Genomic DNA, 22,496 nt, shown 5'->3' with positions numbered 1-22,496 from the left:
CCGTGCCCGCTAGTCGCTAGTCGCGAGCCTGCGCCGCCGCCTCCTCGCGTCGCCGCGTGACGAACACCTCCAGCCCGTCCAGGAGGCGTTGCAGCCCGAACTCGAAGTGGTCGAAGTCCGAGGAGAAGGTGTCCTCGGAGAGGCCCGCGAGCACGGGGTAGCGGCCGGAGAGCATCAGCTCTTCGAGGACGGGCGCCTGGGCCTGCCAGAACTCCGCGTCGGTGAGGCCGGTGCGGTGTTCCACCTCCTGCGCGTAGAGCTGGGTGCGGGCGGCGCCGACGACATAGCCGTCCACGGCGACGATCGCGGAGACCAGTTCGGGGTCGGTGAGCCCCATGGACTTGATGCGGGAGAGCACCTTCTCCATGCCGTCCAGCGCGCTCGGCCCGAGGACCGGGCGGGACTGGTTGACCTGGAGCAGCCAGGGGTGGCGGCGGTAGAGGGCCAGGGTGGCGCGCCCCATCGCCTCCAGGGCCGAGCGCCAGCTGCCGTCGCCGAGGTCGGCGGGGTTCTCCGAGGGCCGCTGGACGCGGTCGAGCATCAGGTCCAGCAGCTCGCCCTTGCCGGGGAGGTAGCGGTACAGGGACATGGTCCCGGTGCCGAGTTCGGTGGCGACCCGGCGCATGGAGAGGGCGTGCAGCCCCTCCGTGTCGGCGACCCGCACGGCCGCCTCCACGATCCGGTCCAGCGTGAGCCCCGGCTTCGGGCCGCGGCTGGGGCGCGGACCGGTGTCCCAGAGCAGTTGCTGGGTGCGGAGGATGTCGCCGCTGCCGCTGGTCTCCGTACCGCCCGCGGTGCTGCCGGCGGCCGCACCGCCCGTCGCACCGCCCGCCGTACCGCTCTTGCCCCTTGTCATGAGCCCGAGTTTAGGTCCTCGCGAAAAAACTGGGTACGTCGTACGCGAAATCGGGTACGGTGTACCCAGTTCTTGGTGGAAGTCTGTTGAGGGGGACTCGATGAGTGACGGATACGCGGTCCGGGCGGAGGGCCTGGAGAAGCGGTACGGGGAGAAACGCGCGCTGGACGGCTTCGACCTCACCGTCCGCGAGGGCACGGTGCACGGCCTGCTTGGTCCGAACGGCGCGGGCAAGACCACCGCCGTGCGCATCCTCTCCACGCTGCTGCGCCTGGACGGCGGCCGGGCGACGGTGGCCGGCCTCGACGTGGCGCGCGACCCGCGCGAGGTGCGGGCCCGGATCGGCCTGACGGGTCAGTACGCCGCAGTGGACGAGGTGCTGACCGGCCGTCAGAACCTGGAGATGTTCGGCCGGCTGTTCCACCTGGGCGGGAAGCGGGCGAAGCTGCGCGCGGTCGAGCTGCTCGACCGGTTCGACCTCACCGACGCCGCCGACAAGGGCGTCGGCAAGTACAGCGGTGGCATGCGGCGCCGACTCGACCTCGCCGCCTCGATGATCCTCGCCCCGGCCGTCCTCTTCCTCGACGAGCCGACGACCGGCCTCGACCCGCGCAGCCGGGGTGAAGTCTGGGAATCCGTACGGGCGTTGGTGGCGAGCGGTACGACCGTGCTGCTCACCACGCAGTATCTGGAGGAGGCCGACCGGCTCGCCTCGCGCATCACCGTCATCGACCAGGGCCGGGCCATCGCGGACGACACCCCGGACGGGCTGAAGAGCACGGTCGGCGGCGACCGCATCGAGGTCGTCGTCGCCGAGCGCGCCGACATCCCGCGCGCGGTGAAGGTCGTCGCCCGGGTCTCGGACGGTGAACCGGAGTCGGACGAGACGGAGTTGCGGGTCCACGCGCGCGTGAGCGACCGCGTCGCGGCCCTCACCGAGGTGGCCCGCACCCTCCAGGACGAGAGCGTACGGGTCGAGGACATCGGCCTGCGCAGGCCCAGCCTGGACGACGTGTTCCTGCGCCTGACCGGTCACCGCACGGAGAAGACCGACGAGAACGACAAGGGGGCCGCATGACCACCGCCGATCCGAACGCCGCCGACACGGGAGCCGCGGGTACGGGAACCGCCGGCCCGGGCGCCGTCTCCACGAGCGCCGTCGATCTGGACGTGTCGAGCGGGCGCGGCCGTACGTACTGGGTGCTGGCCGACGTCTGGAACATCGTCCGTCGCGGCCTCACCCACTACCGGCGCCAACCGGTCAACATCGCCTGGCAGTTGGGCTTCCCGATCCTCTCCGTCCTCCTCTACGGCTATGTCTTCGGCAGCGCCATGCAGGTGCCCGGCGGCGGGGACTACCGGGACTTCCTGATGCCGGGGATGTTCGTCATGACGATGGCCTTCGGGTTCATCAACACGGCGACGCTCGTGGTCTACGACTCGACCAAGGGCGTCATCGACCGGTTCCGCTCCATGCCGATGGCGCCGTCGGCGGTGGTCGCGGGGCGCGGTGTCACCGATCTCCTCGTCGCCTGTGCCGAGTTGGCCATCATGATGCTGACGGCTCTCGCGATGGGCTGGCGCCCGGACGCGGGCCTCGGCTTCCTGGCCGCGTTCGGTCTGCTGCTCTGGCTGCGCTTCGCGCTCATCTGGATCGGCGTCTGGCTGGGGCTGCTGGTGCCCAACCCGGAGGCGGCGGGCGGTCTCTTCGCGGTCGCCTTCCCGCTGACCATGATCTCCAGCATCTTCGTCGCCCCGCAGCTCATGCCGGACTGGCTGGGCTGGATCGCCGCCTGGAACCCGATCTCCTCCACGGCCGCCGCGACCCGCGACCTGTTCGGCACACCGGTCGGCGGCGGTGACTCCTGGATCGAGGAGAACGCGCTGCTGATGGCCGGGGTGTGGCCGGTGGTGCTGACGCTGGTCTTCCTGCCGCTGGCGGTGCGGAGGTTCCAGAAGCTGAGCCGGTGAGCACGGTCAGGGGCGTCCGGTGTATCAGGTGACGCCGGACGCCTTGACGTGTTCATGCGATCTGTCTTCCATGGGAGGTGCGGGGGGTGGGAGCGCTCCCACCGCGTTCCGGCCCCGCGCCTCCCGAGGAGGAAGCAGCGACATGTTCCGCAGCTTACGGAGAACCCTGGGCGCCCTGTGCGCGGCCGCCGCCGTGCTCACGCTGCCCCTGACCGGCGGCGCGCACGCGGCGGCCGGTGCGGCCGAGAAGGTGGCGGAGGCACCGGCCGAGGCCGGCGCCGGTTACTGGCGCACCAGCGGCCGGCAGATCCTGGACGCGAACGGTCAGTCCGTCCGGATCGCCGGCATCAACTGGTTCGGTTTCGAGACCGCCAACCACGTCACCCACGGCCTGTGGGCGCGCGACTACAAGAGCATGATCGACCAGATGAAGTCGCTGGGCTACAACACCATCCGGATGCCCTACAGCGACGACATCCTCAAGCCCGGCACCATGCCCGACAGCATCAACCACTCCGACGGCAAGAACGCCGATCTCCAGGGCCTGACCTCGCTCCAGGTGCTGGACAAGATCGTCGCGTACGCCGGTCAGAGCGGCCTGAAGATCATCCTCGACCGGCACCGCCCGGACGCGGCGGGCCAGTCGGCCCTCTGGTACACCTCGGCCGTCCCCGAGACGACATGGATCACCAACCTCAAGGCGCTGGCCACCCGCTACAAGGGCAACCCGACCGTCGTCGGTATCGACCTGCACAACGAGCCCCACGATCCCGCCTGCTGGGGCTGCGGCGACACGGCCAGGGACTGGCGGCTGGCCGCCCAGCGCGCCGGGAACGCGGTCCTGTCCGTCAACCCCGAGCTGCTGATCCTCGTCGAGGGCGTCCAGTCGTTCAACGGAGTCTCGGGCTGGTGGGGCGGCAATCTGATGGGCGTGGCCCAGTACCCCGTCCAGCTGGACGTGCCGAACCGGGTGGTGTACTCGGCCCACGACTACGCCACCAGCGTGGCCCAGCAGAGCTGGTTCAGCGATCCGTCCTTCCCGGCCAACATGCCGGGCGTCTGGGACAGGTACTGGGGCTACATCTTCAAGCAGAACATCGCGCCGGTGTGGCTCGGCGAGTTCGGCACGACCCTCCAGTCCACCGTCGACCAGCGCTGGCTGGCGGCCCTGGTGACCTATCTGCGGTCGACCTCGGCCAACGGCGCGGACTCCTTCCACTGGACCTTCTGGTCCTGGAACCCCAACTCCGGTGACACCGGCGGCATCCTGAAGGACGACTGGCAGACGGTGGACACGGTCAAGGACGGCTACCTGGCGAGCATCAAGGCCCCGGGCTTCCCGCCGGGCGGGGGCACCGGCCCCGGCGACCCGGAGGACCCCGGCGACCCGGGCGGCGGCACGCCCGCCTGCACCGCCGTCTACACCGTCAGCAGCGACTGGGGCAGCGGCTTCAACGCCGAGGTGAAGATCACCAACACCTCCGCGGCCGCGATCGGTTCCTGGAAGGTGACCTGGACCTGGCCCGGCTCCCAGCGGGTGACGAACATGTGGAACGCCTCCCACACCCAGAGCGGCGCGACGGTCACGGCGACCAACGCGGCCCACAACGGGGCACTCGCGGCGGGCGCTTCGGCGAGCTTCGGCTTCGGAGGCGCGCCCGGGGGCGGAGGTGTGCCGAGCGTCAGCTGCGCGGCGGCGTGAGAGGGGTGTGCCGGGAGCGCGTCCTGAGGCTCCCCGTCCTGTGAGGGGCGTGTCCCGGATGGGGGTAACTGCCCCTTTCTGTGAAGCAGTTGAGAGTAAGCAATGACTCAATTCGGTCAAGTCTTGGTCGAATGAGTTCTTGCGGGGTGTGGTCTTCGGGAACCATGCCGCACGGGCCGCGTACCCGCGGCCCGTGAACCCCCCTCACCGTTGCGAGAGAACTCCATGAGAAGAAGCGCAGCCGTGCTGTGCGGTGCCGGTGTCGTCCTGGCCGGGACGCTCAGCGCCGTGCCCGCCAACGCGAGCGGGTCGCCCGCCGCGAACACCGTCCAGGCCGCCGCGGCGAAGGTCGCCTGGAAGAAGTGCGCCACGGACGACTACCCGACGCTGCAGTGCGCGTCGGTGAAGGTGCCGCTCGACTACGCGAAGCCCGGCGGGAAGAAGATCACGCTGGCGCTGTCCCGAGTGCCGCACACCTCGAAGACGTACCAGGGCCCGCTCCTGGTCAACCCGGGCGGCCCCGGTGGCAGCGGTCTGACGCTGGCCGGATTCGTCGCCTCCTCGCTGCCGAAGAAGGTCGCGTCCCAGTACGACGTCATCGGCTTCGACCCGCGCGGTGTGGGCGCCAGCAAGCCCGCCCTCAACTGCAAGCCCGGGTACTTCGACCCGGTGCGCCCGGACTCCGTGCCCAGCACGGCCGCGATAGAGAAGGCGAACGTCGAGCGCGCCCGGTCCTTCGCCAAGGCATGCGGCACGAAGCACAAGGACGTCCTGCCGTACATCAACACGATCAGCGCCGTGAAGGACCTGGACTCGATCCGCAAGGCCCTCGGCGCCAAGAAGATCAACTACTTCGGCTACTCGTACGGCACCTACCTCGGCGCGGTCTACGCCAAGCTCTACCCCGAGCGCGTGCGGCGCCTGGTGCTCGACTCGATCGTCGACCCGACAGGCGTCTGGTACGAGGACAACCTCGACCAGGACTACGCCTTCGACAAGCGCCACAAGGCGTTCACGAAGTGGGTCGCCAAGTACAACTCCACGTACAAGCTCGGCACCGACGCGAAGAAGATCGAGGCGAAGTGGTACGCCATGCGGGCCGCCCTCGCCAAGACTCCCGCGGGCGGCAAGGTGGGCGCCTCCGAGCTGGAGGACACCTTCATCCCCGGCGGCTACTACAACGGCTACTGGCCGTACCTCGCCGAGGCGTTCGCGGCCTACGTGAACGACAAGAACGCCGACCCGTTGGTCGAGGCGTACGAGAACTTCGCCGCCATCGACTCCTCCGGTGACAACGGCTACAGCGTCTACACCTCGGTGCAGTGCCGTGACGCGGCCTGGCCGCGCGACTGGAAGAAGTGGCAGAAGGACAACTGGGCGGTCTACAAGAAGGCGCCGTTCATGGCCTGGAACAACGCCTGGTACAACGCGCCGTGCGCGTTCTGGCCGACCAAGTCCCTGAAGCCGGTGAACGTCGCCAACAGCAAGCTCCCGGCGACGCTGCTCTTCCAGGCCACGGACGACGCGGCCACCCCGTACCAGGGCGGTGTCACCGTCCACAAGCTGCTCAAGAACTCCAGCCTGGTCGTCGAGCAGGGCGGCGGCAACCACGGCATCTCGCTGAGCGGCAACAGCTGCCTCGACAAGTACCTGGCCACCTACCTCACCAACGGCAAGGTGCCGCACGGCAAGGGCAAGGTCGACGCCACCTGCAAGAAGCTGGCCGACCCGAAGCCGGCGGCCCCGCAGGAGGCCTCCGCGCAGTCGACGCTCAGCTCGACGCAGGGGCCGGCCGCGACCGGCGGTGAGACCCTGCACGGCATCCTCGGCTTCCGCGGCTGAGCATCGCCGTCACGCTGAAGAACGCGAAGGGCGCCCGGCAGCACGTGCTGCCGGGCGCCCTTCGGTGTCGTACGGGAGTGATCGGGGTCAGAGCTTCTCGATCACGTAGTCGACGCACTTGGTGAGGGCCTCGACGTCCGCCGGGTCGATCGCCGGGAACATGGCGACACGGAGCTGGTTGCGGCCGAGCTTGCGGTAGGGCTCGGTATCGACGATGCCGTTGGCGCGCAGGACCTTGGCGACGGCGGCGGCGTCGATCTCGTCGGCGAAGTCGATCGTGCCGATGACCTGGGACCGCTTCGCCGGGTCGGCGACGAACGGGCTCGCGTACTTGCTCTCCTCCGCCCAGGTGTACAGCCGGGTCGAGGAGTCCTTCGTCCGGGCCGTCGACCAGCTCAGACCGCCCTGGCCGTTGATCCACTCCAGCTGCTGGTTCAGCAGGAAGAGGGTGGCGAGCGCCGGGGTGTTGTACGTCTGGTTCTTGCGGGAGTTGTCGATCGCCGTCGGGAGGCTGAAGAACTCCGGGACGTGTCGGCCGGAGGCGTGGATCCGCTCGGCGCGCTCGATGGCGGCCGGGGAGAAGACGCCGATCCAGAGGCCGCCGTCGGAGGCGAAGGACTTCTGCGGGGCGAAGTAGTAGACGTCGGTCTCGGTGATGTCGACGGGCAGGCCGCCGGCGCCGGACGTGGCGTCGACCAGGACGAGGGAGCCCTCGTCGGCACCCGCGACGCGCTTCAGCGGGGCGGCGACACCGGTGGAGGTCTCGTTGTGGGTGAAGGCGTAGACGTCGACGCCCGCCTCGGCCTGCGGCTCGGGGTGGGTGCCGGGGTCGGAGGAGACGACCGTCGGCTCGGCGAGCCAGGGGGCGAGCTTCGCGGCCTTGGCGAACTTCGAGCTGAACTCGCCGAAGGTCAGGTGCTGGCTCTTGTTCTCGATCAGGCCGTGCGTCGCGACGTCCCAGAACGCGGTGGAGCCGCCGTTGCCGAGGACGACCTCGTAGCCCTCGGGGAGGGAGAACAGCTCGCTGATGCCCGCGCGGACCTGGCCGACCAGGTTCTTCACCGGAGCCTGGCGGTGGGAGGTGCCGAGCAGAGAGGTACCGGTCGCGGCCAGGGCGTCCAGCGCCTCCGTCCGCACCTTGGAGGGGCCCGCGCCGAAACGTCCGTCGGCGGGCTTGATGTCAGCGGGGATCTGGATATCAGCCACGGCGCGAGCCTATCGGCTCGGGGAAACACGGGCGAAACGTCGTCCGTCGGGTGAGACGGGGCCGGGGTGCCTGGTAGCTCGGAGGTGCGGGTTACGTCGGCGGGTGCGGGTCCGGTGGGGGCTTCTCGCGCAGTTCCCCGCGCACCTGAGATGGCCGCAGGCCATCAGGGGCGCGGGGAACTGCGCGACCAGCCCCCACCGGGCGGACGCTGGGGGTCGAAGGGGCGCAGCCCCTGGGATGGGACGGGTAGGGGCGGCGGGGGCGATAAATGCCGAGCTCAACCCCCACGCACCGGCCCCGGCGAGAACCGCACCGGCAACCCCACCAACCCCCGCAGCCACGGCGACGGCCGACGGGTCAGGGACGTCGCCGGGACCGCGAGATCCAGGTCGGGGAGGCGGTCCAGGAGGACCTCGATACCCGTCCGCGCGATGACCTCCGCGGTCTCCTGCGCCGGGAACGGACAGCGGTGCTCCCCGTGCCCGAAGGAGAAGTGGGCGTTGTTGCCACCGGTGAGGGCGGAGCCGTCCGTACGCACCCGCGGATCCGAGTTAGCCCCCTGGAGACCCAGCAGCACCAGGTCACCCGCACGGAGGACACGGCCGCCGAGACGCGTGTCCCGGGTGGCCCAGCGCCCGGCCGCGTTCTGGATGGGCGCGTCCTCCCACAGCACCTCGTTCATGGCCTCGGCCACACTGCTGCGCCCACCGAACAGCGACGCCGCGAACCGCTCGTCCGTCAGCATCAGCCGCAGCGAGTTGCCGATCCAGTCGGCCGTCGGCTGGTGCCCCACCGCCAGCATCACCATCACATCGTGCGTGACCTCCTCCACCGTCACCTCGTACGCACGCGCGTTCGCCAGCAGCCGCGAGACCACGTCGTCCCCGGGCCGCTGCCGACGCTCCGACACCAGCCGCGCCATCGCCGACCGCAGATGGACCTCGGCCGCCACCGCCCGGCCCTGCCCGTCGAGGATGTCGTTCAGCGCCGCCACCAGCCCCGGCCCGTGCTCCTCGCGGAAGCCGAACAGGAACGCCAGCACCCGTGCGGGCAGCGGCGCCGCGAACTGCCCCACCAGATCCGCCGCGCCCACCCCGCAGACCACGTCGATCAACTCGTCGGCGAACCGCTCGACATGACCGCGCAGCTCCAGCGGGTCGACCGCCTCCCACGCCTCCTCGATCAGCGCGGCGCGCTGCCGGTGCCGTTCGCCGACCGTGCCGAGGACCGACGGCTGCTCCCGGCTGATCACGGGCAGCAGCGGCCAGTCGGCCGGGATGTTCGGCCACTGGTTCCACAGCTCGGAGTCCCGGCTGAACAGCTCGGGATCGCTGGTCACCTGGTGCAGCTCGCGGTAGCCGAGCACCAGCCACGCCGGTACGCCCCCGTCCAGCAGCACGGGTGCGACCTCCCCGTGCTCCCGCCGCAACTCCCGGTACAGGGAGGCGGGTTCACCCTGGCAACGCGCGCCGAAGAGCGGCACGGGTACGGGTACGGACTGGCCGTCGCCGTTCTCAGAGGTTGCGAAGTCCAACTAACACCTGCTCCAGAATGTCCATATCGACCAGCGTGGCCCGGTTCGGATGCCGGGCGCTGACCCGGCCGGCCGCGAGGAGGTCGGTGAGCAGCACCTTGGTGATGCTCACCGGCAGCCGCAGTTCGGCGGCGATCTCCACCACCGCCGTCGGCCGTTCCGTCAGCCGCAGGATCGTCACGTGCTCCGACTGCATGCCCGGGACCGGCTGGCTCTCCGCGACCACCAGGGTCACCAGGTCGAGCGGTGCTCCGGGCGCGGACCGGATCCGTCCCCCGGTGAGCGTGTACAGCCGGTCGGGCAGGTCGTCCCTGCCGGGCCGGCTCATGACGTACGGGGCGCCAGAGCCGTGGCCGTGGCCACGGTCGTCGTCGTACCCGTGGTGCCACCGGCGGCCGTGCCCGTCGGGTGGCGGGGCCGGGCGCTCAGGTGCTCGCCCAGCTGTTCGACCAGCTCGCTCATGTTGTGTCCGACGAGCCCGGCGTCCGCCTCCTCGTCCGTCACCACGGCCAGATGCGCGCCCTCGCCCGCCTCCACGATGAACAGGACCCCGCCGTAGAACTCCGCCATCGCCGACCGCACGCCCCCGCTGCCGTCGCCGAACTGGATGGACGCCCCGTGGGACAGCGACTGGATGCCGGCGGCGATCGCGGCCAGCTGGTCGGCCTGGTCGACGGAGAGCTCGGGCGTACGGCACAGTTTCAGGCCGTCCCGGGAGAGGACGAGCGCGTGCCGGGCGCCCGGAGTGCGTTCCAGCAACCCCTCCATGAGCCAGGTGAGCCTGTCGTCGGCGGTGGAGCCGGTGCCGGTCATGGGGTGGGGTCGCCTTCCGGGTGGGGGTGCGTGCGGGGGGCTGGGGCCGGGGCCGCGTCCGGGGCTGCGTAGGGGGCAGGCGTCGCGTACGGGGCCGGGTCCGGGGCTGGGGCCGTGTAAGGGTCAGGCGTTCCGTACGCGTCCCGGTTCGGGTCCGGGTCCGTGTACGCGGTCGAGTCGGTGTCCAGGCCCGTCGCCCGGGCAGGGTCCGCGACCGGGTCCCCGTAGGGGGAGAGCGGGGCCAGGTCCGGGGTGGGCGCGGTGTCCTCGTGCGGGGCCGGGGGCGTCTCCCGTACGGGTTCCCAGGCCGTCTCCCGTACCGGATCGAGTTCCCACTTCGCCTCCCGTGCGGGGTCAGGGGCCCACGGCAGCTCCGCGGCGGCCTCCGCCTCCCACGCGGCCTGCTTCGCCGCCTCCGGCTGCCACGCGAGCCCCCGCGCGGGCTCGGGCTCCCAGCCGGTTTCCGGCACCGGCCCGGGTGCCCAGGCGGCCTCCGGCAGGGACCCGGGTGCCCAGGCGGCCTCCTCGACGGACTCGGCTTCCGGTCCGGGTTCCCAGGCGGCTCCCCCTACGGCACCCCACTGCGGCTCCCGTACGGGCTCCAGCTCGGCCTGCCGTACGGTCCCGGCGGGCGGTGCGGCCTCCGGTGCGGCGGGCCCGGTGGGGGCCACGTACCGGTCGACGGCGGCGGCCGGGTTCGCGTGCTGGTCCAGGGCGGCGGCCGGGTCCGGTGGCGTCGACGCGACCGGTGCTCCCGTGGAGCTGTCGTCGCCCGTGGCCGTTCCCTGGACGAATGCCTGGTCCAACCCGCCCGTGCCCCGCACCGCGCGGCGGAAGCTGCTGAAGCGGACCGCGCCGGTGCTGGCCTCCTCGGCGGGCCGGGAGACGCGCTCGGGACGGGCCTCGGTGCCGGGGGCGTGCGCCCTGGTGCGGGCCTCCGCGTCCGCGAGGGACTGGCCGCGCCGGCGCCGGGGGAGGGCGTCGGAAGGGGTGGTGCCGGTGGTGTCGTCGGCGGCCTCGCCGGGAGTGGCCGGAGCGACGGACTCGGTGTCGGACACCGGGCCGCCGGAGTCGGATGCGGAGCCCGGTGCGGAACCCCATTCGGCGCCGAACTCAGAGCTGAACGACGAGGTGAAGGGTGAGGTGTAGGGGGCGCCGTACGCGGGAGAAGCGGACGACGCGTCGCCCGGCGTGCCCGTCGGCGGAGCCGCGGGCGTGCGCCGGAAGCCGGACAGCGAGTCGATCAGGGCGTCGGCCACGGGATCGGCGACCGGCGCGGCGGGAGCCTCCGGCGGGAACTCGTGCGTGGGCGTCGGCTCGGCGTCCAGGTCGTGCGGGGCGCGTACGCCGGCGTACGGCGGTGGCGCGAAGGGCGCGGACGCCCCGGGGGACATCGACGCGGGAGAGGTGGTCGTGGGGATCGTGCTGGCCAGGACGTCCTGCGGGATGAGCATCAGGACGCCCGTACCGCCGCGCGCGGACGGCCGGAAGGAGATCTTCAGCCCGTGCTTGCGGGCGAGGCGGCCGACGACGGCGAGTCCGAGACGCGTGCCGGACAGACTCGTGAGGTCGGCCGCCTCGCCCGACACGGCGCGTTCGGCGCGACGGAGCTGGATGTCGCTCATGACCAGCCCCGAGTCCTCGACGGAGATGATCGCGCCGGCCGGGACCTCCTCGACGTACACATGGACCTCGGCGGTCGGCGGCGAGAAGTTGGCCGCGTTGTCGAGGAGTTCGGCGAGCGCGTGCATGACGCCCTCGGCGGCGTGGCCGGCGACGGCGGCCTCGCTGGAGGAGTGCAGCCGCACCCGGCGGTAGGCGCCGATCCGGCCCATCGCGCCCCGCAGGATCGACTCCATGGGGATCGGCCGTGCCCAGCGGCGGCCCGAGCGGGCGCCCGCGAGGACGGCGACGGAGTCGGCGAGCCGGCCCGCCTGGGCGGTGCGGTGGTCGAGGTGGAGGAGGTCGGCGAGGACGTCCTCGTCGGCGTGACGTTCCTCCATGGCCCGCAGATCGGCGAGCGTGCCGGTGGCGAGGGCCTGCATCCGGCCGGCCATGTTGGCGGTCACGGCGAGGAGCGCGGTGCGGTCGGTCTCGGCCCGCTCGGCGCGTTCGGCGAGGAGGGACCGCTCCTGGGCGGTCTCCCGCGCCGCACGGTCGCGTTCGCCGGACAGCCGTTCGCGCTCGCGCTCGGCCTCCGTGGTCAGCCGGGCCCGTTCCCGGGCGAACTCGGCCGCGATCCGCGCCCGTTCCTGGACGAACTCCTCGGTCAGCCGGCCGTGTTCCTGGGTGTGCTCCTCGGCCGTCCTGGCCCGTTCCTGGAGCAGCAGCCCGGTTTCCCGGGAGACCGCGGTCAGCCGCTCGCGCAGCAGCCGCACCGACACGCGCGCGTGCACGGCGACCGCGACGGTCAGCGTCAGCAGCAGCGCGGCCGCGCCCACGCCGGCCGCGAGGGGGATGCGCACGTCCGGCGGCGCCGACGCGACGACCGCGCCGACGGCGGTCGCGGAGAGCACGGCGGTCACCAGGGGTAGTGGAAGGACTGAGCGCAGTGCGGGGCGTTCGCCCGGCGGGCGAGGGGGGCTGGGCGCGGTCATCGGCTGGTGTCCTCGGTCGGTTCTGGACTCGGTAACGCAGTCGGTTCCTGGAGGCGGTAACTCGGTCGGTCCCTGAACGAGAAGCGACGTCTGGTGCTCAATTGGGCGTCACTATATGGGAGTTCGTGACGGTGGTTGGCCGGTTTCGAGTTAGCTCCGCGGAATCCGGCCAACGTGCCCGGTGAGCGGCGCGCCGCCTGTCCACGAAGCGGACGATCACCTGGGGGTCGTGCGCCGTCACTGTCAGTGGTCGGGTGCATCCTGGAACGCATGACGGACTTCGGGGGTACGACAGGCCGTACGACGGGTCGTGGTGGCGCGCCCGCGCGGGGCGCGGCGGGGGACGCGGACGCGGGTGGGGCGGCCGCGCGTGAGGCGGACGCGGCGGAGTTGCGGCGCGCGCTGCCGGCCGCGCTGCGGGCGGCGGGCGTGCGCGGCCAGGCCGCGTTCGACGCGACCGCACGCGCGCTGACGACGATGGACGCGTCCAACTACCGCCGGGTGCCGCTGGGTGTGGTCGCGCCCCGGGACGCGGACGACGTGGCGGCCGTCCTGTCCGTCTGCCGCGACCACGGCGTCCCGGTCGTCGCGCGCGGCGGCGGCACGTCGATCGCCGGGCAGGCCACGGGCACCGGCGTCGTCCTGGACTTCACCCGCCATCTGAACCGGCTGGTCTCCCTCGACCCCGAGGCGCGCACGGCGGTCGTCCAGCCCGGCCTGGTCCTGGACCGCCTCCAGGAGGCCGCCGCACCGCACGGCCTGCGCTTCGGCCCCGACCCCTCCACCCACAGCCGCTGCACCCTCGGCGGCATGATCGGCAACAACTCGTGCGGCTCGCACTCGGTCGCCTGGGGCACCACGGCGGACAGCGTGCGCGAGCTGACGGTGATCGGGGCACGCGGAGACGCACGGCGGCTGGCCCAGGGCTGGTCCGGCGCCCCGGACGGCCTCCGCCCGCTGGTGGAACGGGAGTTGGCCCGCCTGCGCACCGGCTTCCCCGACCTCCCCCGCCGGATTTCCGGGTACGCCCTCGACGCCCTCCTGCCGGAGAACGGCGCGGACGTCGCCCGCTCCTTCTGCGGCTCCGAGGGCACGCTCGGTGTGCTCACGGAAGCGGTCGTAGGGCTCGTCGAGGCCCCCCGCGCGCGTGCCCTCGCCGTCCTGGCGTACGCCGACGAGAGCGCGGCGGCCGAGGCGGCCCCCGGCCTGCTGCCGCTCGGCCCGCTCACGGTGGAGGGCATGGCGGCGGACCTCGTCCCACCGGGGGCGACCGGCCTCCCGGCGGGCGGGGCCTGGCTGTTCGTGGAGACGGGCGGCGACACCCCCGCCGAGGCACGGGCCCACGCCGACGCCCTGGTCCGTGCGGCCGACGCCGCCGACGCCCTCGTGGTCACGGACCCCGCCGCACAGCGCGCCCTCTGGCGCATCCGCGAGGACGCCAGCGGTACGGCCACCCGCATGCCCGACGGCACCGAGGCCTGGCCCGGCTGGGAGGACTGCGCGGTGCCACCGGCCCGACTCGGCGCGTACCTACGGGACTTCCGGGGCCTGCTGCGCGCCCACGACCTGCGCGGCACGCCCTACGGCCACTTCGGCGACGGCTGCATCCACGTCCGTATCGACTTCGACCTCCTGACCCCGGGGGGCATCGCCCGCTTCCGCCGCTTCTCCGAGGAGCTGGCCGGACTGGTCACCTCCCACGGCGGCTCCCTCTCCGGCGAACACGGCGACGGCCAGGCCCGCGCCGAACTCCTGCCGACGATGTACGGCGCCGAGATGGTCCGGCTGTTCGAGCAGGTCAAGGGCGTCTGGGACCCCGACGACCTCCTGAACCCCGGCATGCTCGTCCGCCCGGCCCCCCTGGACGCCAACCTCCGCTTCGCGGTCCTCCCGCGCACACCCGTGCCGGTCGAGTTCGCCTACCCGGACGACGACGGCGACTTCTCCGCGGCGGTACGACGCTGTGTGGGCGTCGCGAAGTGCCGTACGACCGAGGTGAGTCCGGCCTCCGGAGCCGTCATGTGCCCCTCCTTCCGCGCCACCGGGGATGAGGAGCACTCCACCCGGGGCCGGGCCCGCCTGCTGCACGAGATGCTGGCTGGTGAGGTGATCACCGACGGCTGGCGCTCGCCCGAGGTGCGCGACGCCCTCGACCTCTGCCTCTCCTGCAAGGGCTGCCGCTCCGACTGCCCGGTCGGCGTCGACATGGCCACGTACAAGGCGGAGTTCCTCCACCACCACTACGCGGGGCGCCGCCGCCCGGCCGCCCACTACGCGATGGGGTGGCTGCCGCTGTGGCTCCGCCTGGTGGCCCGGACGCGCACGGCCGGCCTCGTCGGCTTCCTCGCCGGGGTGCGCCCCCTGGCCGCGCTCGCCAGGCGACTGGGCGGGATCGCGCAGGAGAGGGAGCTGCCCCGGCCGGCGAAGGTGCCGTTCGTGCGGTGGTACCGGCGGATGCTCAGGGAGGGGGCGGGGGCGGACGAGGTGGTTGCGGCGGGGGCCGCGCAGCCGCCGGGGGAGGAGCCGGTCGCCGGCAGTCCCTTCGGTGGTGCGAGTGCCCGGGGGCGGCGGTCGTGGGGTCCGAGGCGCCGTGCCCTCGGTCCGGAGGAACTGGCGGACGCACTCGCCGAGCCGGTCGCCGACGCGGGCTTCGAGCCCGCCGACGACATCGAGGAGGACGGCTGCTCCGACGGCGACGAGGGCCTGGACGGTGGCGGGGTCGGTGACGGTGGCGAGCCGGCAACGACGGTGCTGCTGTGGACGGACACGTTCACGGAGTACCTCTCGCCGTCCGTGGGGCAGGCGGCGCTGAAGGTGCTGGAGGCGGCCGGCCTACGGGTGATCGTGCCGCCCACGCTGCGGACGCGGCGCAGGCCGCCCTGGGCGCGGAGGGCGGAGGCGGGCGGCGAGGCCGACCTCACCGGTCCGCGACTCGCCCGCACCCTGTTCCCGCTGCGGCAGGGCCGGGCCTGCTGCGGACTGACGTACATCTCGACGGGCCAGCTCGACCGGGCCCGCGCCGTCCTGCGCCGCACGCTCGACCTGCTCGACGTGTTCCTGGACCCCGTGCCGCGGCGGCTCCTGGACGAGGACCCCGGCCTCGCCCCGCGCGCGCTCCCCGTCGTCGTCCTCGAACCGAGCTGCGCGGCGACACTCCGCTCCGACCTTCCCGAACTCCTCCCCGACGATCCCCGGGCCCACCGGCTCGCCGCCTCCGTCGTCACGTTCGCGGAGGCGCTGGAACGGCACGCCCCGCAGTGGAGGCCCCCCGCCGTCGACCGCCCGGTGGTCGGCCAGACCCACTGCCACCAGCACGCGGTCCTGGGCGACGCCCCCGACCGCCGCCTCCGCGCGGCCGCCGGGCTCACCGGCACCCTCAGCGGCGGCTGCTGCGGCCTCGCCGGCAACTTCGGCTTCGAGAAGGGCCACTACGACGTCTCGGTGGCCTGCGCCGAGGAGCAACTCCTCCCGGCGGTACGGGACGCGGCCGACGACGCGCTCGTCCTGGCGGACGGCTTCTCCTGCCGCACACAGCTGGAGCACCTCGCGGGGAGACGGGGGCTGCATCTCGCGGAGGTGCTGGCGGAAGGCCTGGGGGAGAGACCGGCGGAGGGACCGACGACGGAACGGGAGCGGCCGGAGGGCGGCAGCCGGGACGGGTGACCCGGCGCCCATCGGACCCGGCGCCCATCGGACCCGGGCGCCCATCGGACCCGGGCGCCCATCGGCGAAGCCCCACCGAGGCTTATGCGCCCCGGTGCTCGGCCAGTCCCACCGCGCGGCCGTCCTCGTCCCACCGGATCTCCAGGATCCGTACGACGGCCTCACGGTCGAGGGGCCCGAACACATGGGGGAACAACACATCCTCGCGGACACCCGGCGGCGGAACGGGCGCGGCGGCCTCGAACTCGACCCGGGCGCTCAGCCGTTCCTCGTCGAGGACGAGTACGTGCAACGGCTCGGGCGCGACCCGGTAGAACGCGTTCACGACGGCCAGCGTGGTCGCCTCGTCCGGCGAACAGTGCACGAAACCGTCCTCCGGCAGCGACGCGGGGGCGTACGGCTGGTCGGGTCGGGCGTTCCAGACGGCCAGGGATACGACGTGGTAGATCACAGGCCGGTTATACCGCAGCGTCCAGCCCACCCACCCGCCCGTCCGCCCACCTGCCGCCCGTCCACCCGCCCACCGTCCGCCCGCCCACCGTCCGTCCGCCCACCGTCCGCCCACCATTGCCCATCGATCAACGACCTTGATCCATTCAGCAGCCCCCGCCTAAGCTCCCGTGCCCATGGAGTTCCGGGGGCACGGTCGGCGATCTCGGCGGGACCGACTGGCCGGGAGGGGACGGAGGGCGGTCGTCGCCGTCACCGGCGTGGTGGGCCTCGTCGCCGTGGGCGCGGTGCTCGTCCTCCTGCCGGGCGCGATCGTCGACCACGATCTCGCCGGCGCGAGCGTGGACGCCCGGGACAGGCTCAAGGCCGTGAGCGACGTCCGTACGACGCTGCTCCAGGCCATCGGCGGCCTGGCCGTCCTCTTCGGCGCATACGCCACCTGGCGCCAACTCCGGGTGAGCCAGGACGGTCTGCGCGCCACGCAGGAGGGTTACGTCACCGACCGGTTCAGCCGGGCGGTCGACCAGCTCGGCAGCGACAAGGTCGACGTACGCATCGGCGGACTGCACGCGCTGTGGCGGATCGCGGAGCATTCGGCGCGGGACCGCGAGGCGATCCTCTCCATCCTGGCGGCCTATCTGCGGACCCATCTGCCGTGGCCGCCGCCCACCGGCCCGGAGGACCCGGCAGCCCCGGTGGCGCCGACAGCCCCGGTGGCTCCGGCGGTCCCGTCGGCGGAGACGCCGATCAACGACGTCGCACCCCTGGAGGTGAGGGCGGCCGACACCCAGGTGGCGCTGACCGGACTCGGCGTACTGCTGCTGCACCCCCGGGAGCAGTCCTGGCTCAACCTGAGCGTCACCGACCTGCGGCGGGCCGACTGCGACGGGCTCTGGCTGACCGAGGTCAACCTCGACCGGTCCTGCATGGAGGCGGCGGGTCTGTACCACGCCAACCTGACCCAGGCCTCCCTCGTCTCCACCAACCTGCGGCACGCCGATCTCACGACCGCCATCCTGCGCCGGACCCGTCTCGCCCTCGCCGACCTGCGCGGCGCCCGTCTGGTGGCGACGGATCTGCGGGACGCCGACTTCACCGAGGCCGACCTGCGCGAGGCGAACCTCCGCAAGGCCGACGCCTCCGGCGCCGTCCTGCACCGCGCCGACCTCCGCCTGGCCGATCTGCGCGGCAGTGACCTGAGCACCGCCGACCTCACCGGGGCCCGCCTCACCGGAGCCCTCGCCAGCTCCCGGACCCGCTGGCCCGCCGACTTCGACCCCACCGGCGCCGGTCTCGTCCTCACCGAGGACCCGGGCCCCGAGCCCCCGCCCCTCCTCCAGCCCCCGGGCATCACGACCGCGCATCCGCCGCTGCGCTCGATGCGGTGACCCGGCAGCCGACGTACGGTCGGTCGTGGAGATGGGGAGGCAGCGTGCGCGCCAACAGCTGGGTCAGTACCTCGATGCCGTATCTGACGCCGAGGGAGAACGGGCGGGGCGACGCCTGGGCCGAGGAGGCCGCGGCGCGGGGGCGCCGGGGCACGCAGCGGATCCTGTACGCCGGTGAGGTCGCGGCGCCCGCCGACGTCGCGGCGCTGCTGGGGTCGGCCGAGGGCGAGCCGGTCGTCGTACGCCGCCGGCTGATCCTCCTCGACGACCGGCCCACCGAACTGACCGACACGTACTACCCCGTGGACATCGCCCGCGGCACCCCGCTCGCCGGTACCGCCAAGATCCCCGGCGGAGCGGTGACGTTGCTCGCCCGGCTGGGCCATGTCGGCGCCCGCGCCCGTGAGGACGTCACGGCCGACACCCCGGACGACGACGAGCGCGAGACCCTGCGCACCGCCCCCGGAGAACCGGTGCTGCGCCTGACCAGAGTCACCCTCGACCGCGACGACCGCCCCCTCCAGGTCGACCGCATGGTGATGCCGGCGCTGCGCCAACGCCTGCGCTACGAGATCGCGATCGAGGTCTGAGCGCGGATCCGACGCCGCCGGGTGTCGATCTCGTGGGTGAAGTACGGAAGGGTTCCGCCGGCGTTGCCTGCGGGTCGGTCGCGATCTGGGCATGGGCCCCGGCGCATCGGCGCTGGGTCCGCCGGCTGCCCGCCTCCCCGCCTCCCCGCCTGCCCGTCAGCCCGTCGGCCAGGGAGGGCGGCTCATCCCGGAAGGTCCGCCTTCCCCCGCCCCACCTGCGTCCGAACCGCCCCCATGCTCGCCCCGATGACCAGGGCGATCGCCAGTGCCTCGACGGTGGTGAGGGCCTGGTCGAGGATGAGGAAACCGGCCGTGGCGGCGATCGCGGGCTCCAGGCTCATGAGGATCGCGAAGGTGGAGGCGGGCAGGCGGCGCAGCGCGACGAGTTCGAGGGTGTACGGGAGGACGGAGGAGAGCACGGCCACGGCGGCGCCCAGAGCGAGCGTCGTCGGCTCGACGAGTCGGCCCCCCGATTCGACGATCCCCAGCGGCAGGAACGCGACCGCCGCGACGGCCATGGCCAGCGCCAGCCCGTCGGCCTGCGGGAACCGCCGCCCCGTACGCGCGCTGAAGACGATGTACAGGGCCCATGCCAACCCGGCGGCGAGGGCGAAGGCGATGCCCAGCGGGTCGAGGCCGCCGACCCCTCCGCCCTTCCCGAGCAGGAAGACACCGCAGAGGGCCAGCCCGGCCCACACCACGTTGAGCGCCCGCCGGGAGGCGAGGACGGAGAGCGTCAGCGGGCCGAGCACCTCCAGGGTGACGGCGAGACCGAGGGGGATACGGGCGACGGCCTGGTAGAAGAGGCCGTTCATCGTGGCCATGGTGACGCCGAAGGCGATCACCGTCCCCCAGTCGGTGCGCGAGTGTCCGCGCAGCCGGGGCCGGCAGATCACCAGCATCACCAGCGCGGCGACCGCGAGCCGGAGCGTCACCACCCCGAGCGCCCCGGCGCGCGGCATCAGCGTCACCGCCAGCGCACCGCCGAACTGCACCGATATCCCACCGGCCAGCACCAGCCCCACGGGCCCCAGCGAGCCGAGGCCGCGCGCACGACGGGAGCCGCCGGGGGCGGGTGCGGCCGAGGGTGCGGCCGTCGCGGCGGGCGCGGACTGTTCAGCGCGGGAGAGTGTCACGGGGACCGTCCAGAAGAGCGGGGAGAGGGAGGTCGACGGGGGCGACGAAGGGATGTCGTTCAGTATGAAGGACTCGGTAGTGCAAAGCAATGGACTAAGTCAGGCTCATAGCGTCTTTTGCAGCTTACTTTGATGGCTCGGGGACCCCGACTGCTCCCTGAAAATGCAAGCACGCTTGCTTGTTTCTGGCCCCGCTGCCATGCTCCCCCCATGGCCGACCCAACGCCCGTGATCGACGACCTGCGTGCCGAGAGCGAGGAACTCGACCTCCTCGTGGCCGAGTTGAGCCCGGAGGAGTGGGCGCTCGGGACGCCCGCGCCCGGCTGGACCGTCGCCCACCAGATCGCGCACCTCGCCTGGACGGACCACTCCTCCGTGCTGGCGGTGACCGACCAGGCCGCCTTCGCCCGTGAGGTCGAGAGCGCGCTGACCGCGCCCGGGGACTTTGTGGACAGGGGCGCCGAGGAAGGGGCCGCGAAGCCGCCCGCCGAGCTGCTCGCGGACTGGCGGGCCGGTCGTGAGGCCCTGGACGCCGCCCTGCGCGCGGCACCCGAGGGCGCGCGCTTCCCCTGGTACGGCCCGCCCATGTCCACCGCCTCCATGGCGACCGCCCGCCTCATGGAGACCTGGGCCCACGGCCTGGACATCGCCGACGCGCTGGGCGTCCCCCGGATCGCCCCCGGCGACCGCCTCCGGCACATCACCCGACTCGGCATCCGCACCCGCGACTTCGCCTTCGGGGTGCACGGCCTGACCCCGCCCTTCGAGGAGTTCCGCGTCGAACTCACCAGCCCGGCAGGGGAGTTGTGGACGTACGGCCCGGAGGACGCGACCGACCGCGTCACCGGCCCCGCCCTCGACCTCTGCCTCCTGGTCACCCAGCGCGCCCACCGCGCCGACCTCGCCCTGCGCGCCGAAGGCGCAGACGCCGACCGCTGGCTGGACATCGCCCAGGCCTTCGCGGGCCCGCCGGGCGCCGGGCGCGCCGCGAAGGGAACCACCCCGTGACGGCGGCCCCCCTGCGCATAGGCAACGCCTCCGGGTTCTACGGCGACCGCTTCGACGCCATGCGCGAGATGCTCACCGGCGGCGAACTCGACGTCCTCACCGGCGACTATCTGGCCGAGCTGACCATGCTCATCCTCGGCCGGGACCGCCTGAAGGACCCGGCCGGCGGGTACGCCCGCACCTTCCTGCGCCAGCTGGAGGAGTGCCTGGGGCTCGCGCACGAGCGCGGGGTACGGATCGTCGCCAACGCCGGCGGCCTCAACCCCGCCGGACTCGCCGCCGCAGTACGGGAGTTGGCGGGCCGGCTCGGCATCCCCGTCCGGGTCGCGCACGTCGAGGGCGACGACCTGACCGCCGACCACCCCGGCAGCCTCACCGCCCACGCCTACCTCGGCGGCTTCGGCATCGCGGCCTGTCTGCGGGAGGGCGCCGACATCGTGGTCACCGGCCGGGTGACGGACGCGGCCCTGGTGACCGGGCCCGCCGCCGCGCACTTCGGCTGGGGGCCCGGGGACCACGACCCTCTCGCGGGCGCCGTCGTCGCCGGGCACGTGCTGGAGTGCGGGGCGCAGGCCACCGGCGGCAACTACGCCTTCTTCCACGAGTCCGCCCCGGCCGCCCTGCGCCACCCCGGCTTCCCCCTCGCCGAACTCCACGCCGACGGCACGGCCGTGATCACCAAGCACCCCGGCACCGGCGGTTTCGTCGACGTCGGCACGGTCACCGCCCAGCTCCTCTACGAGACGGGCGGCGCGCGGTACGCGGGCCCCGACGTCACCGCCCGCCTCGACACGATCACGCTCACCCAGGACGGCCCCGACCGCGTCCGGGTCCACGGCGTACGCGGCGAGGCCCCGCCCCCGACCCTCAAGGTCGGCCTCAACCGGCTCGGCGGCTTCCGCAACGAGGTCACCTTCGTCCTGACCGGCCTGCACATCGAACGCAAGGCCGCCCTCGTCCGCGACCAGCTGGAGACCGCGCTCGCCGCCGCCAAGTCCCGTCCGGCGCAGGTGGACTGGGAGCTGGCCCGCACCGACCACCCCGACGCCCGTACCGAGGAGACCGCCAGCGCCCTCCTCCGTCTCGTCGTCCGCGACCCGGACCAGGCGACCGTCGGCCGGGCCCTCAGCGGAGCCGCCGTCGAGCTGGCCCTCGCGAGCTACCCCGGCTTCCACGTCCTGGCCCCACCCGGAAAGGGCGCCCCCTACGGGGTGTGCGAGGCGGCCCACGTCGGCCGGGACACCGTGCGGCACCTCGCCGTCCTCCACGACGGCCGCCGGCTGCCCGTGCCGCCGGGCGACGACACGCTCCCCCTGCGGCCGGTCGACGAGCCGACCCTCCCCGAGCCCCTGCCACCCGGCCTCCCCACCCGCCGCGCCCCCCTCGGCCTCGTCGCCGGGGCCCGCAGCGGCGACAAGGGCGGCAACGCCAACATCGGCCTCTGGGCCCGTACGGACGACGCGTGGCGCTGGCTGGCCCACACCCTCACCACCGACCGGCTGCGCGCCCTCCTGCCGGAGACGGCCGACCTGCCGGTCACCCGGCACACGCTGCCCAACCTGCGCGCCCTCAACTTCGAGATCGCCGGCATCCTCGGCGAGGGCGTCGCCTCGCAGGCCCGCTTCGACCCCCAGGCCAAGGCCCTCGGCGAATGGCTCCGCTCCCGCCACCTGGACGTACCGGAGGTCCTGCTGTGACAGCCCGCCGCGCGACACCTGCGGAGGTCCTCCTGTGACACC

The 22,496-nt window shown here is 73.1% G+C and carries 17 protein-coding genes; 9 read left to right on the top strand and 8 right to left on the bottom strand.

All coding sequences use genetic code 11. The features are described from left to right. Positions 1–16: 16 nt before the first annotated feature. Positions 17–856, bottom strand: a complete 840-nt coding sequence (locus ACZ52C_RS18220) for a TetR/AcrR family transcriptional regulator (protein ID WP_469075660.1) — start codon at positions 854–856, stop codon at positions 17–19. Between the two features lie 100 nt (positions 857–956). Here ACZ52C_RS18220 and ACZ52C_RS18215 point away from each other — a divergent pair, with 100 nt between their 5' ends. The 4 genes from ACZ52C_RS18215 (at position 957) to ACZ52C_RS18200 (ending at position 6,371) form a co-directional block, all read left to right on the top strand. Continuing rightward, complete coding sequence (locus ACZ52C_RS18215) at positions 957–1,934, top strand: ATP-binding cassette domain-containing protein (protein ID WP_469075659.1); 978 nt, start codon at positions 957–959, stop codon at positions 1,932–1,934. After that, positions 1,931–2,827, top strand: a complete 897-nt coding sequence (locus ACZ52C_RS18210) for an ABC transporter permease (RefSeq protein ID WP_469075658.1) — start codon at positions 1,931–1,933, stop codon at positions 2,825–2,827. The genes ACZ52C_RS18215 and ACZ52C_RS18210 overlap by 4 nt, the downstream gene beginning before the upstream one ends. Before the next feature lie 142 nt (positions 2,828–2,969). After that, positions 2,970–4,529, top strand: coding sequence for a cellulase family glycosylhydrolase (locus ACZ52C_RS18205; RefSeq protein ID WP_469075657.1), 1,560 nt, complete (start codon positions 2,970–2,972; stop codon positions 4,527–4,529). Positions 4,530–4,754: 225 nt separating this feature from the next. Further along, positions 4,755–6,371 carry an alpha/beta hydrolase gene (locus tag ACZ52C_RS18200; RefSeq protein WP_469075656.1) on the top strand — a complete coding sequence of 539 codons (1,617 nt, stop codon included), beginning with the start codon at positions 4,755–4,757 and terminating at the stop codon, positions 6,369–6,371. A gap of 87 nt (positions 6,372–6,458) precedes the next feature. On the opposite strand, the gene serC is transcribed toward ACZ52C_RS18200, so the two are convergent. From serC to ACZ52C_RS18175, 5 genes are all read right to left on the bottom strand, one after another. Continuing rightward, on the bottom strand, positions 6,459–7,577 hold the full coding sequence (gene serC / locus ACZ52C_RS18195) for a phosphoserine transaminase (RefSeq protein ID WP_469075655.1): 1,119 nt from the start codon (positions 7,575–7,577) through the stop codon (positions 6,459–6,461). Positions 7,578–7,855: 278 nt separating this feature from the next. Continuing rightward, complete coding sequence (locus ACZ52C_RS18190) at positions 7,856–9,112, bottom strand: cytochrome P450 (protein WP_469075654.1); 1,257 nt, start codon at positions 9,110–9,112, stop codon at positions 7,856–7,858. Continuing rightward, complete coding sequence (locus ACZ52C_RS18185) at positions 9,093–9,440, bottom strand: DUF742 domain-containing protein (RefSeq protein ID WP_045556063.1); 348 nt, start codon at positions 9,438–9,440, stop codon at positions 9,093–9,095. Before ACZ52C_RS18185 ends, ACZ52C_RS18190 begins: the two co-directional genes overlap by 20 nt. Then, positions 9,437–9,925, bottom strand: coding sequence for a roadblock/LC7 domain-containing protein (locus ACZ52C_RS18180; RefSeq protein ID WP_365676522.1), 489 nt, complete (start codon positions 9,923–9,925; stop codon positions 9,437–9,439). The genes ACZ52C_RS18185 and ACZ52C_RS18180 overlap by 4 nt, the downstream gene beginning before the upstream one ends. Continuing rightward, the gene (locus ACZ52C_RS18175; protein ID WP_469075653.1) at positions 9,922–12,522 is read right to left on the bottom strand and encodes an ATP-binding protein; all 2,601 of its coding nucleotides are present in this window, start codon (positions 12,520–12,522) and stop codon (positions 9,922–9,924) included. The genes ACZ52C_RS18180 and ACZ52C_RS18175 overlap by 4 nt, the downstream gene beginning before the upstream one ends. A 270-nt stretch (positions 12,523–12,792) precedes the next feature. Here ACZ52C_RS18175 and ACZ52C_RS18170 point away from each other — a divergent pair, with 270 nt between their 5' ends. Beyond that, complete coding sequence (locus tag ACZ52C_RS18170; protein WP_469075652.1) at positions 12,793–16,185, top strand: FAD-binding and (Fe-S)-binding domain-containing protein; 3,393 nt, start codon at positions 12,793–12,795, stop codon at positions 16,183–16,185. Positions 16,186–16,267: 82 nt separating this feature from the next. Here ACZ52C_RS18170 and ACZ52C_RS18165 read toward each other — a convergent pair whose 3' ends face one another. Next, the gene (locus tag ACZ52C_RS18165; RefSeq protein ID WP_469075651.1) at positions 16,268–16,636 is read right to left on the bottom strand and encodes a DUF952 domain-containing protein; all 369 of its coding nucleotides are present in this window, start codon (positions 16,634–16,636) and stop codon (positions 16,268–16,270) included. 175 nt (positions 16,637–16,811) lie between these two features. Between ACZ52C_RS18165 and ACZ52C_RS18160 the strand changes: the two genes are divergently transcribed. Both ACZ52C_RS18160 and ACZ52C_RS18155 read left to right on the top strand, forming a co-directional pair. Next, complete coding sequence (locus ACZ52C_RS18160; protein WP_469075650.1) at positions 16,812–18,023, top strand: pentapeptide repeat-containing protein; 1,212 nt, start codon at positions 16,812–16,814, stop codon at positions 18,021–18,023. A 44-nt stretch (positions 18,024–18,067) separates the two neighbouring features. Beyond that, a complete protein-coding gene (locus ACZ52C_RS18155) occupies positions 18,068–18,613 on the top strand; it encodes a GntR family transcriptional regulator (RefSeq protein WP_469075649.1) in 546 nt (181 codons plus the stop codon). A 182-nt stretch (positions 18,614–18,795) separates the two neighbouring features. On the opposite strand, the gene ACZ52C_RS18150 is transcribed toward ACZ52C_RS18155, so the two are convergent. Continuing rightward, a complete protein-coding gene (locus ACZ52C_RS18150) occupies positions 18,796–19,749 on the bottom strand; it encodes an EamA family transporter (RefSeq protein ID WP_469075648.1) in 954 nt (317 codons plus the stop codon). Between the two features lie 210 nt (positions 19,750–19,959). Here ACZ52C_RS18150 and ACZ52C_RS18145 point away from each other — a divergent pair, with 210 nt between their 5' ends. Both ACZ52C_RS18145 and ACZ52C_RS18140 read left to right on the top strand, forming a co-directional pair. Beyond that, a complete protein-coding gene (locus ACZ52C_RS18145; RefSeq protein ID WP_469075647.1) occupies positions 19,960–20,757 on the top strand; it encodes a TIGR03084 family metal-binding protein in 798 nt (265 codons plus the stop codon). Positions 20,758–20,816: 59 nt separating this feature from the next. Beyond that, complete coding sequence (locus tag ACZ52C_RS18140) at positions 20,817–22,454, top strand: acyclic terpene utilization AtuA family protein (protein ID WP_469075772.1); 1,638 nt, start codon at positions 20,817–20,819, stop codon at positions 22,452–22,454. Positions 22,455–22,496 lie beyond the last annotated feature (42 nt).

This window comes from Streptomyces sp. NPDC034049, from assembly GCF_055575575.1.
This window is presented reverse-complemented; position numbering and strand designations above follow the sequence as displayed.